Here is a 12,783-nt window from a genome sequence, read left to right on the forward strand (position 1 = left end):
TAGCTGCTCGCTGATCCGCGCTTCGGCTTCGCTGAGCCGAGCCTGCTCGGAGTCGAGCGCCGAACGCGCGCGGTCGAGCTGCGGCCGCGCGATCGCGACCTCGGATTCGACGCCGGCCTTGCCGCGCAAGACCGCGCGCAGCTCCCTCCTCCGCCTCCGCGCGGGCGCGGCGCAGGCGCTCCGCCCCCTTGTCGCCGCGGCGGCGCCCCCACTCGGCGAGCGACGAACCGCGATCGGCGAGGGGGTCCGCGCGCCGCGTCCGCGTGGGCGTGCGGACCCCCTCGCCGATCGCGGTTCGTCGCTCTCCGAGTGGGAGCGCCGCCTCGCCGACAAAGAGGCGGAGCGCCTGCGCCGCGCCCGCGCGGAGGCGGAGGAGGAGCTGCGCGACGTCGTGCGCGACAAGGCACGCGTCGAATCCGAAGTCGAGATCGCGCGGCAGAACCTCGACCGCGCGCGTGCGGCGCTCGACTCCGAGCAGGCTCGGATCAGCGAAGCCGAAGCGCGGATCAGCGAGCAGATCGGGGCGCGCGCCGAGCTCGACGACGTGGTGAAGATCCTGCGCACCAACATCGGAGACCTCGAATACGTGCTCGAGCAGGAGTCGCTCGCCTACGCGCAGGCGGAGACCCGTCTCGCGCAGGTGAAGCGCGAACACGACCCCTGAATCGCCCACTCGCCGATACTCCGGTTGCCCGCAGCTCCGGAGTGGCGTATGCTCGATCTTTGGCTGTGCGCCGTCCCAGTGCGCAGACCGCGTGAATCGATCGCAGCGAGCCGAAACCGGCGCCGAGGCAGACTCGCGCAGACAAGAAATCTTGGGTGAGACCGTCCGGTCTCACGGTATGAGAGGAAACATCATGGCAGCAGTGTGCCAGGTGACCGGCGCCGTTCCCGGCTTCGGTCACAACATTTCGCACTCGCACCGTCGCACCAAGCGCCGGTTCGATCCGAACATCCAGAAGAAGACCTACTACGTGCCCTCGCTCGGCCGCAAGGTGACCCTGACCCTCTCGGTCAAGGGCATCAAGATGATCGACGCACGCGGCATCGAGTCGGTAGTCGCTGATCTGCAGAAGCGCGGGGTGAAGCTCTAATGGCTAAGGACAAGGACGTACGTCCGATCATCAAGCTCCGTTCGACGGCAGGCACCGGGTTCACCTACGTGACCAAGAAGAACCGTCGCAACACCCCCGATCGTCTCGTGCTGAAGAAGTACGACCCGGTCATCCGCAAGCACGTCGACTTCCGAGAGGAGCGTTAATCATGGCGAAGAAGAGCATGATCGCGAAGAACAAGCAGCGTCAGGCGATCGTTGCGCGTTACGCGGCGAAGCGCCTCGAGCTGAAGAAGGCCCTCGTCGATCCGAACGGCACCGACGAGAGCCGCGAGGCCGCACGCGTCGGCCTGCAGAAGCTGCCCCGCAACGCCTCGCCGGTGCGCGTGCGCAGCCGCGACGTCATCGACGGCCGCCCCCGCGGCGTGCTGACGAAGTACGGCGTCTCCCGTGTGCGCTTCCGCGACATGGCGCACCGCGGCGAGCTGCCCGGCATCACCAAGTCGAGCTGGTAACCCTTCCGCTGGGAACAGCTGCAGCGTGAATGGCGTGGAACCTTCGGGGTCCGCGCCATTCCGCGTTGTACGCGATCGATACTGAAAAACGCTCTCGGACCACTGCAATATCGCTTTTCAATACCTAAGTCTGGGGAATCCCCGACTGAAGTTCGGCATCATTCCGCCGAATTGGGGTAGATTCGTACCGATCAATCGATCGGACCCTCCACCCGGAGGGAACCCTGAACCCAGATCTAGGGGCGTGCCCGATTGCGGCGCACCGCCTTGGAAGGACACAACATGGCACTCAACAAGACCGAGCTTGTCGCGAAGATCGCCGCCGAGACCGGCCAGAGCCAGGCAGCCGTCTCCAGCGTGATCGACGGGCTGTTCTCCGCTGTCTCCGACACCGTCGCTTCGGGTGACAAGGTGTCGATCCCCGGCTGGATCTCCTTCGAGACCGCGACCACCGCTGCTCGCACCGGCCGCAACCCCCGCACCGGCGAGTCCATCGACATCCCCGCCGGCAAGCGCGTCAAGGTGTCGGTCGGCAGCAAGCTCAAGGCTGCTGTCAAGTAACTTCGTCTTCCTCGAAACCCCCGAACCGCACAGCGCTTCGGGGGTTTCGTCGTTTCGCCGCCCGGGTTCGGCGGTCCGCGCGAGTGAGGAGCAGACGCGGGGGGCCGGACGCCGAGCCCGCGGGGACGACGAAGACGGAAGCGGCGGCGCCGGCGCCCCCCACGGGCGCCGACCGAGCTCACACCGCGGTGCGCGTAGGCTAGTCGGGTGCCCCGTCTCGTCCGCGTTCTCGCCCCCGCCGTGCTGCTCGCCGCTACGCTGCTGGCGCTCTGGCTCGGCCTCGGCATCGGCGGTGCCGCCGCCGAGCGGTCGATCGCCGATCCGGGGGCGTTCGTCCGCTTCGGGCTGCCGGTGACGCGCACGATCGTGAACATCGCGATGGCGGGCCTCATCGGCTCGGTGGTGATGGCGGTCTGGGTGTTCGCGAACGACCGGCCGGAGACGCGGCTCGCCATGGACTTCGCGGCGGGGTCGGCTGCGGTGCTCACCGTGGCGAGCGCCGCGGCGACGCTGTTCACCTACCTGGACGTGTCGAGCCAGCCGTTCTCGGGCGACGCCTCGTTCGGGGCGGGTCTCGCGCAGTTCTTGACCGAGATCGAGCTCGGCCAGTTCTGGCTGCTCGAACTGCTGCTCGCCGCGGTGACCACGGTGCTGGCCTTCGCGATCCGCGGCAGGAAGCTCACGCTGGTGGTGCTGGTCGCGGCGCTCGCGACGGCGCTTCCGCTCGCCCAGCAGGGGCACGCCGCGGGGGCGTCGGGGCACGGCGCCGCGGTGAACGCGCTGCTCGTGCACATCGTCGGCGCCGCGGTGTGGCTCGGAGGCCTGCTCACGCTGATCTGCATCGCGCGCACGATCGACCATCAGCGTCTCTCGGCGTACACCGCCCGCTACTCGTCGATCGCGCTGCTCGCGTTCATCGGCGTCGCAGCCTCGGGCGTCGTGAGCGCCTGGTTGCGGGTCGGCTCGTGGGATGCGCTCCTCGGCACCGGCTACGGGCAGCTGGTGCTGCTCAAGACGGGATCGCTCGTGGTGCTGGGCGCCTTCGGGGCGATGCAGCGGGTGCGGCTCATTCCGCGCATCGCCGAGTCGGCGAGCGGCACCCGGCCGTTCGCCTGGTTCGTCGTCACGGAGCTCGCGGTGATGGGAGTCGCGAGCGGGATCGCCGGGGCGCTCGGCCGCACCGCGACGCCGGTGGCCGTGGAGCCCGTGCGCGACCAGCCGGGCGGCATCGGCCCCGCGGAGTGGCTCACGGGCGATCCGCTGCCGCCCGAGCTCACCCCGCTGCGGTATCTGACGGAGTGGAAGTTCGACCTGCTCTGGGCGCTCGTGTGCGTCTTCGCGATCGCGATGTACCTGGCCGCGGTGGTGCGGCTGGCCCGGCGCGGCGACCGGTGGTCGGCCGGGCGCACGACGGCGTGGGTGCTCGGCATCCTGCTGCTCGCCTACACGACGAACGGCGCGCTGAACGCGTACGAGCAGTACCTCTTCAGCGTGCACATGCTCGGCCACATGATGTTCGCGATGCTGATCCCGCTCTGCCTCGTGCTCGGCGCGCCGGTGACCCTCGCGCTGCGGGCGACGCACAAGCGCGGCGACGGCTCGTGGGGCGGCCGCGAGTGGATTCTGTGGGGGGTGCAGACGCCCTTCTCGAAGCTCGTCACGCACCCCGCCTTCGCCGCCGTCATGTTCTCGGGATCGCTGTGGGTGTTCTACTTCACGCCGATCGCCCGGTGGGCGGCGGAGGAGCATCTGGGGCACCAGTGGATGATCATCCACTTCCTGATCTCGGGCTACCTGTTCAACCTGTCGATGATCGGCGTCGATCCGGTGCCGTACCGCTTCCCGTACCCGCTGCGCATCGTCACCCTGTTCGCGACGATGGCGTCGCACGCGTTCTTCGGCGTCACCATCATGACGGGCGACGGCCTGCTGCTCTCCGACTGGTACGGGGCGATGGGTCGCACGTGGGGGGCGCCGCCGCTGGAGGATCAGTCGACCGGAGGCGGGATCGCCTGGGGCATCGGCGAGCTGCCGACGCTCGCGCTGGCGCTGATCGTGGCCATCCAGTGGTCGCGGAGCGACGAGAAGGAGCAGAAGCGCAAGGATCGCGCGGACGACCGCTCGGGCGGCGCCGAGCTCGAGGCGTACAACGAGATGCTCGCGCAGCAGGCCCGGCGGGACGCGCAGCGCTCGGCGCCCCGGCGCTGACGCGCCCCGGCGCTGACGCGCACCGCGCGGCCCGGCGCTGACGCGCCCGCTCGTGCGGTGCGGCGGCGCCGGCGAACGCTCCGGGGTTGCTAGCCTCGAGGCATGACGCACCCCGCCCCGCACGGCCCGCCCGCACTCGACGCCGCGGGCCAGCGCGAGTTCGACGCGCTGTCCCGGTCGCGCATGCGGTTCTTCCTGCGGTTCGCGCTGACCGAGGGAGCGGTGCTCGCGATCCTCGTCGTGCTCATGTACGTCGCGCGCGTGATCGACCCGGACGTCGGGCTGTACCTGCTGATCGGGGTCGCCCTGGTCGGGGGTCTCGTGCTCTCGACGGTGCTCACCCGCCAGGCGAAGCAGCAGCAGCGGATCGTCGCCGAGTCGGAGGCGCGCCGCGCGCGAGGCGTCGCGTGAGGGCCTGGATCTATCTGGCGTCCGCGATTCTGCTGGAGGTCGCCGGTTCGATGAGCCTGAAGGGCGCGCTGGATGCGCCTGCGCTGTACGCCGCGGTCGCCGTGGGGTACGTCGGCTCGTTCGTCTGCCTCGGCAAGGTGCTGTCGCTCGGCATGCCGCTCGGCGTCGCGTACGGCATCTGGGGGGCGACCGGCGTTGCGCTCACCGCGGGGCTGTCGACGCTCGTCTTCCGCGAGCCGTTCACCGCGCTCATGGGCGCCGGGATCGTGCTGATCATCGGTGGCGTGCTGCTCGTCGAGCTGGGGTCGCAGGCGGCGCAGCGCCGTGCGGCGCAGGCCGCGGGTGCGGCGCAGGCGCCGCCGCCGGCGCCATCGGCGCCGCGAGCAGCGGGTGAGGTAGGCGCATGATGTTCCTCACTCTGGCGATCGCGATCGTCACCGAGGTGTCGGCGTCGCTCTCGCTGCGCGTCGCGACCACGGCGGCGCCCGGCAAGCGCCCGAACCGGCTCTGGTTCGTCGCTGTCGTGGTCGGATATCTGACGGCGTTCGTGATGCTGTCGCTGACGCTGTCGCTCGGCATGGCGCTGGGCGTCGCGTACGGCATCTGGGCGGCGATCGGCGTCGCGCTCACCGCGGTGATGAGCCGCGTGCTCTTCAAGGAGCCGCTGACGTGGGTGATGGGCGCGGGCATCGCGCTGATCGGCGCCGGGGTGCTGCTCGTCGAGCTGGGCGCGCAGCACTAGCGCCCCCGTCGGGAGTCAGGCGCCCGGAGCTCCGGCCGCGGTCGTCGTCACGTCGGCGCGGTGGAAGTTGAGGTGCGAGCGCGAGGCCGTGGGGCCGCGCTGGCCGAGGTAGCGGGAGAACGTGGCGCCCGAGCCGTACGGGCGCTCGGCGGGCGAGGTGAGCTTGAAGAAGCAGAGCTGCCCGATCTTCATGCCGGGCCAGAGGCGGATCGGCAGCGTCGCCACGTTGGAGAGCTCGAGAGTGACGTGACCCGAGAAGCCGGGATCGATGAAGCCGGCGGTCGAGTGGGTGAGCAGGCCGAGTCGCCCGAGCGAGCTCTTCCCCTCGAGTCGCGCGGCGATGTCGTCGGGCAGCGAGACCTGCTCGAACGTCGACCCGAGCACGAACTCGCCGGGGTGCAGGATGAAGCCCTCCGCCGGGTCGACCTCGATGAGGCGCGTCAGCTCCGGCTGCTCCTCGGCGGGGTCGATCACCGCGTACTTGTGGTTGTCGAACAGGCGGAAGTAGCGGTCGAGCCGCACGTCGACGCTCGAGGGCTGCACCATCGAGGCTTCGCTCGGGGAGAGCCCGATGCGTCCCGATTCGAGTTCGGCCTTGATGTCGCGATCTGAGAGCAGCACGGGTCGATTCTACGGGAGCGGCGGGTATCCTCGTCTCGAGAGCGGGGGAAGGGGAAGTCGTGCCGACACTGCTGCAGATCGACGGAGCGGTCGCCGATGGGGCCTCGCGCACGCGGGTGCTCACGAACGCGATCGCCGAGGCGTGGATGGGCCGGGGCGACGATTTCACGGTGGTGCAGCGGGATCTGCACGACGATCAGCCGCCGCACCTGCGCGAGCGCGCGCAGCACTGGCCGGAGGCGCTGCGGGGCGGCGACCCGCTCGAGGCGTCGACGCAGCGCATGCAGGATCGGCTGATCGCCGAGCTGCTCGACGCCGATGCCCTGGTGGTGGGGGCGCCGATGTACAACTACGCGATGCCGTCGACGGTGAAGGCCTGGATCGATCTGGTGCACGTGCCGGGCGTCACGGCGTCGTGGGCGGGGTCGGAGCGCCCGCTGGCGGGGCGGCCCGCGGTGATCGTCACCGCGCAGGGCGGCCCGCTCGAGCCCGAGGTGCAGGATTTCGTCACGGCGCCGCTCGCGCATCTCTTCGGGGCGGGTTTCGGCATGGAGGTGCACGTGGTGGGCACGAGCCGCACGCTCGCGGAGATGCTGCCCGAGCTCGGGGTGGAGTGGGCTGCGGCCGACCTGCGCCGTGCGGTGGACGAGGCCGCCGAACTCGGCCGCACGATCAGCGCGCGCTGACCGGTGGCGCCGTCACGGCACCGGGGTCGCGTCGCCCGCCTCGATCGGCTCGGTCACGGCGAAGAGCAGCTCGCCGATCTCGTGCGGGAGCGCGGCGATGCCGCGCGGGTGGCCCGCGCCGCCGGGGGCGCCCTGCAGGGCTGAGACGCGTGCAGCGTGCTCGCACATGGCGTTGATCAGCTCGGTGGTGCGGTCGGCGGGGAGGGTGAAGCGGCGGCCGGCCGCGGCGATCGCGGTCTCGACGAGTGCGGCGAGGCCGGCGGTCGCGCGTTCGAGGAGTGCGAGGTAGCCCGGTGCGATCTCGGGGTCGCGCATCGCGAGCAGCGCGAACTCGTGCTCGAGGATGATCCAGTGGGCGTCGCCCTGCTCCGCGGCGATGAACCGGGCGATGTAGCCGGCGGCCTGCTCGGCGTCGATGCTGCCGTGGTGCTGCTGCAGCGCGGGCGTGAGCTCGGCGATGGTGGCTTCGACGTCGTCGATGCGGCGGTCGAACTCGCGCTCGAGCAGGGCGAGGAACAGTTGCTCCTTGGAGGTGAAGTTCGAGTAGAACGCGCCGCGCGAGAAACCGGCGCGGGCGCAGATCTGCTCCACGGAGGCGCTCTGCACTCCGGCCTCGGCGAAGACCTCGATGGCGGCGTCGAGCAGGCGGCTGCGGGTTTCGCGTCGGCGCGCCGTCGGCGGGTCCTGGTGCGCGGTGCTCGTCATCGTCGCCCCTCTCCTCTCTTCGGTCGGCAGGGAGAGCCTAGCCTGAACGGCTCCCGATACAGGAGTGTACCCAATCGGATACACTCGTGCATCGAATCGGATACACTCGTGTATCGAACCCGCCCTTCCCCGATCGAGAGGCTCCCCCATGTCGACTCTGCTCCACGCGATCGGACTCTGGGCGACCCGCGCGAGATGGCTGGTGCTCGCCGCGTGGATCGCGATCCTCGCCGTGCTCGGCATCGCAGCCGGCCTGTTCTCGCAGGGGGCGAACGCGCCCATCACCATTCCCGGCACCGAGTCCCAGGAGGCGATCGACGCACTCGGCCGCACCTTCCCCGAGGTGAGCGGCACGAGCGCCACCGTCATCGTCGTCGCCCCCGACGGAGTGCGGGCGGACGAGCCGCGCACCCGACAGGCCGTCGTCGCAGCCGTCGACGCACTCGAACAGCTCGACCACGTGAGCGCCGTCGCATCCCCCTTCGCCGAGCAGGGGGCGAGCGAGCTCAGCGACGACGGGCGGGCTGCGCTCATCACCATCCAGATCACCGATGCCCAGAGCGATGTGCCCGAGGCCACGACCGACGGCATCATCGAGGTGACCGAGCGCCTCCAGGATCGCCTGCCCGAGGGCACCCAGGTCTCCTACGGCGGCGACGTGTTCTCCGTGTCGATCCCCGGGTTCACCGCCACCGAAGCAATCGGCGTGCTCATCGCCTTCATCGTGCTGCTCTTCACGCTCGGCTCCCTCGTCGCGGCGGGCATGCCGCTCATCATCGCGATCATCGGAGTCGGGGTCACGATCGCGGGGCTGTTCGTCACCACCGCATTCGCCGAGATGACCTCGACCACCCCCATGCTCGCCCTGATGCTCGGGCTCGCCGTCGGCATCGACTACACCCTCTTCATCGTGAGCCGGCACCAGGAGCAGCTGCGATCGGGCCTCGGCGTCACCGAATCGATCGCCCGCGCCACTGCGACGAGCGGATCGGCAGTCGTGTTCGCCGGGCTCACGGTGATCATCGCCCTGCTCGGCCTCGCCGTCGCGGGGATCCCGTTCCTCACCGCGCTCGGCGTCGCCGCAGCGGCGGGAGTCGCGGTCGCCGTGCTCATCGGCGTCACCCTCACCCCGGCCATCCTCGCCATGGCCGGGCTGAAGATCCTGCCCCGCCGCCAGCGCGCCGCGCTCGCCGCACTCGTCGCGGGCGAGGCCGTCGATGCGCCGGCGAGTGCGCCCGCGAGCGGGCCGGCCCGGTCGACGAGCCGCGCCGACCGCTTCTTCGGCGGATGGGTGCGCGCCGTCACCGCGAAACCGGTCGCCACGATCCTCGCCGTGCTGGTGGTGCTCGGCGTCGCGGCCATCCCGATGACGCAGCTCCGACTCGCGCTCCCCGGAGCCGAGACGCTCGAGGCGACCGACCCCGCCCGCATCACCTACGAACTCACCGGCGAGCACTTCGGCGAGGGCGCCAACGGGCCGCTCCTGCTGACCGGTTCGATCATCACGAGCGACGACCCGCTCGGGCTGATGGAGGATCTCGCCGACGAGGTGCGCGGCATCCCGGGCGTGCACGACGTGCCGCTCGCCACGCCGAACCAGAACGCCGACACCGGCATCATCCAGGTCGTGCCCGAAGAGGGCCCGCAGGCCGAGAGCACGGCGGAGCTCGTCTCAGAGCTCCGCGCGCACCACGACGCCTGGCTCGACGAGTACGGCGTGAGCCTGGCGGTGACCGGATTCACCGCGGTGGGCATCGACGTGTCGCACCTGCTCGGGGAGGCGCTGCTGCCCTTCGGCGTGCTCGTGGTCGGGCTCTCGCTGATCCTGCTCGCCATGGTCTTCCGCTCGGTGTGGGTGCCCATCAAAGCGACGCTCGGCTACCTGCTCTCCGTCGGCGTCGCCTTCGGGGCGGTCGTCGCCGTCTTCCAGTGGGGCTGGTTCGGCGACGCCCTCCACGTGCACGCGACCGGACCCGTGCTGAGCTTCATGCCCATCATCCTCATGGGCGTGCTCTTCGGGCTCGCGATGGACTACGAGGTGTTCCTCGTCTCGCGCATCCGCGAGGAGTACGTGCACGGCGCCGACGCGCAGACCGCGATCCGCCGCGGATTCGTCGGCAGCGCCAAGGTGGTGACCGCCGCCGCGCTCATCATGTTCGCCGTGTTCGCCGCCTTCGTGCCCGAGGGCGACCCGAGCATCAAGGTGATCGCGCTCGGGCTCGCCGTCGGGGTCTTCGTCGACGCATTCATCGTGCGCATGACGCTCGTGCCGGCCGTGCTCGCGCTCCTCGGCGACCGCGCCTGGAGCATGCCGCGCAGCCTCAGCCGCGTGCTGCCCGTCTTCGACGTCGAGGGCGAGGGCCTCGCCCGCGAGATCGCGCACGCCTCCTGGCCCGGCGATATGCCCGACGCGCGGGTGGCGGCGGACGCGCTCGCGCTGCGCCCCGGCGCCGTGTCGCCGACGGTGCGCGTCGCAGCGGGCCAGGCGCTCGTGCTCGACCCGCGAGAGCTCGCCGACGCGGCTCCGCTCGCCGAGGCGCTGACCGGTCGACGGCCCATCGCCGGGGGCACCGCGAAGGCGGCCGGACTGCTGCTGCCCGAGCGCGCCGCCTCCCTGCGCTCCCGCTCCGCCTGGGCGACCGCGGAGACGCTGCGCGACGCGCTGCGCGATCGCCCGGCCGTGCTCGTGCTCGACCTGCGCGGGCACTCGGGCGCCGACGCCGACCCGGGGGCGGCCGACGACGCGCGATCCGCCCTCGCGGCGCACGCCGTCGACGTCTCGCGCGGCGCCGCGCCCGAGTGCACCTTCCTCGTGCTCGGCGGCGCCGAACCCGCGCGGCGGATGCTTCCCCCGGGCACGGAGCTCGTCGCCCCAGGGGCGGGCGCCCCCGGGATGGGCGCCCCCGGTGCTGGCGACCCCGGTGCGAGCGATTCCCCTGCAGAACCGCACTCGGCGTCGCATCTTCGCGACCACGAAGGGAGCGCGCGATGAGCGCAGCACTGACCCGACTGAAGAGCACCCGACCCGTGCGATGGACCACGGTCGTCGGCATCATGCTCGTGCCGCTGACGATCGCCGGCGTGCTGCTCTGGGGGCTCTGGAACCCGAACGAGCGCCTCGAGCACGTGACCGCCGCCGTGGTCAATCTCGACGAGGGGGCGGAGGTCGACGGGCAGGTCGTGCCCCTCGGGCGCGTACTCGCGGGCGAGCTCATCGGCGATCCGGGCGCTGCCGACTCTGACGGTGATTCCAGCGCGGGCGCGACGTCCTCCGACGGCGGCACGACGAACTTCACCTGGGTGCTCACCGACGCAGGCGACGCCGCCGCGGGCGTCGCCGACGGGCGGTACGCGACCGTCGTGACGATCCCGAAGAGCTTCTCGCGAGACGCGACCTCGCTGTCGGGCGACCCGGGCGATGCGACGCAGGCGAGGATCGACGTGACCGAGAGCGACCGCGGCCGACTCATCGACACCGCGCTCTCGAGCATCGTGACGCAGACCGCGACGCGGGTGCTGAACGAGCAGCTCGGCCAGCAGTTCGTCGACGGCGTCTACGTCGGCTTCAACGAGCTCGGCGCGGGGGTGGGCGACGCCGCAGACGGGGCTGCAGGCCTCGCCGACGGCGCATCCGAGCTCTCCGCGGGAGCCGCGCAGCTCGACGACGGCGCGACGCAGCTCGCCGACGGCACCCGGCAGCTCGCGGACGGCACGCAGCAGCTCGCGAGCGGAGCCGGCGCACTCGCGACCGGATCGGGCGACCTCGCGACGGGCGTCGACTCCTACGTCGCAGGCGCGCAGCAGCTCGCCGAGGCCTACCCGCAGCTCGCGGCCGGCGCGACGACCGCCGTGCAGCAGCTCCAGAGCCTCGCGGGGGCGCTGCAGCAGCTGCAGGCGAGCTCGGCGGCCCCGTCGGCGCAGCTCGAACAAGGGCTGACCAGCGCCGGCGCCGGCGCGACGGCGCTCGCCGCAGACATCGAGCCCCTGGTCGCCGAGTGCTTCGCGAGCGGGAGCGACCCCGAGTTCTGCGAGGGGCTCGCCGGCAGGCTGCAGACCCACGCCGGCGCGATCGGCGGCGGGCTCGCCGACGCGGGTGCGGGCGCCGCGGGCGTGGCGCAGGCCGCCGACGCGCTGCAGCAGCAGCTCGGCGGCGGCGCTGCCGGGACGGACCCCGCGGCGCAGCTCGGGCAGCTCGGGCAGCTCACCGACGGGCTGACCGAGTTCGGCTCGGGCCTCGACCGGCTGGCGGCGGAGGGCGCGCAGCTCACGGCGGGTGCGTCGCAGCTCGCCGACGGCGCGGCGGCGCTCAGCGCCGGCACCGGGGAGCTGGCCGCCAGCACCCCGCAGCTCGCCGACGGCGCGTCGCAGCTCGCCGACGGCACCGGAGAACTCGCGGGCGGCACCGAGCAGCTCGCCGGTGGCGCCGGCGAACTCGCGACCGGTCTCGACACCGCGGCGGAGAGCGTGCCGGTCACCACCGACGCCGAGCGGGAGCGGCTCGCGCGCACCGCCGTGACGCCGGTGCTGGCCGAGGGCGGCAGCGACGAGCTGTTCACCGCTTCGGGCGCCCCGCTCTTCGCGGGCATCGCGCTCTGGGCGGGTGCACTGGCCGCGTTCCTCGTGCTGGCGCCACTGTGGCGGCGCACCCGCGATGCGGCGCGCGGCGTGGGGTACATCACGCTGCGCAGCGCGCTCCCGGCGGTCGTGCTCGGCGCGATCCAGGGCGCCGCGGCCGGCCTCGTGCTGCCCGTCGCACTCGGGTACGACGTCGCTCAGGGGATGCGGTTCCTCGGCTTCGCGCTGGTCGCCGGCGTCGCCTTCACGCTGCTCGTGCAGGGGCTGTCGGCGCTGCTCGGCGGCGCCGGACGGTTCCTCGCCTTCGTGCTGCTGGTCGTCGCCTTCGCCGTCGGCGTCGTCTCGACCGTACCGGCACCGCTCGCCGCGGTGGGCGACGCGAGCCCGCTGGGGGCGGCGCTCGACGGCTTCTTGGGCATCGCGACGGGCGCCGGATCGGCCGGGGGCCCGGCCGTGGTGCTCGCCCTCTGGGCGGCGGCGGGTCTGCTGCTGACCGCGTTCGCGGTTGCTCGCGCGCGGCGCTCGGCGGCGCGGTAGGGGGTGCGGCGGGGCGGCGTGGGCGATGGGCCCGCGCCGCTTCGCCGCTCTTCCCTGCGCCGCCTCCGCCGCCACGCCGCCTCCGCCGCCACGCCGCCTCCGCCGCCACGCCGCCTCCGGCGCCCGCCGCTGCTCCTGGCGACGTCGGCCGGCCTCCCCCCTCCCCGC

At 72.2% G+C, this 12,783-nt stretch carries 14 protein-coding genes; 12 read left to right on the top strand and 2 right to left on the bottom strand.

Annotation, left to right across the window (positions count from 1 at the left end):
• Positions 1-118: 118 nt before the first annotated feature.
• The 9 genes from NS354_RS11220 to NS354_RS11260 all read left to right on the top strand — a co-directional run bounded on the left by NS354_RS11220 (position 119) and on the right by NS354_RS11260 (position 5,491).
• The gene (locus NS354_RS11220) at positions 119-664 is read left to right on the top strand and encodes a hypothetical protein (RefSeq protein WP_058594571.1); all 546 of its coding nucleotides are present in this window, start codon (positions 119-121) and stop codon (positions 662-664) included.
• A 193-nt stretch (positions 665-857) separates the two neighbouring features.
• Positions 858-1,094, top strand: coding sequence for a 50S ribosomal protein L28 (gene rpmB / locus NS354_RS11225; protein WP_010155686.1), 237 nt, complete (start codon positions 858-860; stop codon positions 1,092-1,094).
• On the top strand, positions 1,094-1,261 hold the full coding sequence (gene rpmG / locus NS354_RS11230; protein WP_010155688.1) for a 50S ribosomal protein L33: 168 nt from the start codon (positions 1,094-1,096) through the stop codon (positions 1,259-1,261). Before rpmB ends, rpmG begins: the two co-directional genes overlap by 1 nt.
• A gap of 2 nt (positions 1,262-1,263) precedes the next feature.
• On the top strand, positions 1,264-1,569 hold the full coding sequence (gene rpsN / locus NS354_RS11235; RefSeq protein WP_010155689.1) for a 30S ribosomal protein S14: 306 nt from the start codon (positions 1,264-1,266) through the stop codon (positions 1,567-1,569).
• A 282-nt stretch (positions 1,570-1,851) separates the two neighbouring features.
• On the top strand, positions 1,852-2,130 hold the full coding sequence (locus NS354_RS11240) for an HU family DNA-binding protein (RefSeq protein WP_010155690.1): 279 nt from the start codon (positions 1,852-1,854) through the stop codon (positions 2,128-2,130).
• A gap of 207 nt (positions 2,131-2,337) precedes the next feature.
• On the top strand, positions 2,338-4,338 hold the full coding sequence (locus tag NS354_RS11245) for a cytochrome c oxidase assembly protein (protein ID WP_058594572.1): 2,001 nt from the start codon (positions 2,338-2,340) through the stop codon (positions 4,336-4,338).
• Positions 4,339-4,440: 102 nt separating this feature from the next.
• Positions 4,441-4,749 carry a hypothetical protein gene (locus NS354_RS11250; RefSeq protein WP_058594573.1) on the top strand — a complete coding sequence of 103 codons (309 nt, stop codon included), beginning with the start codon at positions 4,441-4,443 and terminating at the stop codon, positions 4,747-4,749.
• The gene (locus NS354_RS11255) at positions 4,746-5,156 is read left to right on the top strand and encodes a DMT family transporter (RefSeq protein WP_241490497.1); all 411 of its coding nucleotides are present in this window, start codon (positions 4,746-4,748) and stop codon (positions 5,154-5,156) included. The genes NS354_RS11250 and NS354_RS11255 overlap by 4 nt, the downstream gene beginning before the upstream one ends.
• Positions 5,153-5,491: a DMT family transporter gene (locus NS354_RS11260; RefSeq protein ID WP_058594574.1), complete on the top strand. Its 339-nt coding sequence runs from the start codon at positions 5,153-5,155 to the stop codon at positions 5,489-5,491. The genes NS354_RS11255 and NS354_RS11260 overlap by 4 nt, the downstream gene beginning before the upstream one ends.
• 15 nt (positions 5,492-5,506) lie before the next feature.
• Here the strand turns inward: NS354_RS11260 and dcd are convergent, their stop codons facing one another.
• Positions 5,507-6,112, bottom strand: a complete 606-nt coding sequence (gene dcd, locus NS354_RS11265; RefSeq protein ID WP_058594575.1) for a dCTP deaminase — start codon at positions 6,110-6,112, stop codon at positions 5,507-5,509.
• Between the two features lie 59 nt (positions 6,113-6,171).
• On the opposite strand from dcd, the gene NS354_RS11270 reads away from it, so the two are divergent.
• A complete protein-coding gene (locus tag NS354_RS11270) occupies positions 6,172-6,798 on the top strand; it encodes an FMN-dependent NADH-azoreductase (protein ID WP_058594576.1) in 627 nt (208 codons plus the stop codon).
• A gap of 12 nt (positions 6,799-6,810) precedes the next feature.
• On the opposite strand, the gene NS354_RS11275 is transcribed toward NS354_RS11270, so the two are convergent.
• Positions 6,811-7,503, bottom strand: coding sequence for a TetR/AcrR family transcriptional regulator (locus tag NS354_RS11275; RefSeq protein WP_058594577.1), 693 nt, complete (start codon positions 7,501-7,503; stop codon positions 6,811-6,813).
• A 148-nt stretch (positions 7,504-7,651) separates the two neighbouring features.
• Between NS354_RS11275 and NS354_RS11280 the strand changes: the two genes are divergently transcribed.
• Together NS354_RS11280 and NS354_RS11285 are read left to right on the top strand one after the other, a co-directional pair.
• The gene (locus NS354_RS11280; RefSeq protein ID WP_082678050.1) at positions 7,652-10,495 is read left to right on the top strand and encodes an MMPL family transporter; all 2,844 of its coding nucleotides are present in this window, start codon (positions 7,652-7,654) and stop codon (positions 10,493-10,495) included.
• On the top strand, positions 10,492-12,615 hold the full coding sequence (locus tag NS354_RS11285; protein ID WP_058594578.1) for a YhgE/Pip domain-containing protein: 2,124 nt from the start codon (positions 10,492-10,494) through the stop codon (positions 12,613-12,615). Before NS354_RS11280 ends, NS354_RS11285 begins: the two co-directional genes overlap by 4 nt.
• The last annotated feature ends 168 nt before the right edge of the window (positions 12,616-12,783 follow it).

This window comes from Leucobacter chromiiresistens (genome assembly GCF_001477055.1).
GTDB lineage: Bacteria > Actinomycetota > Actinomycetes > Actinomycetales > Microbacteriaceae > Leucobacter > Leucobacter chromiiresistens_A.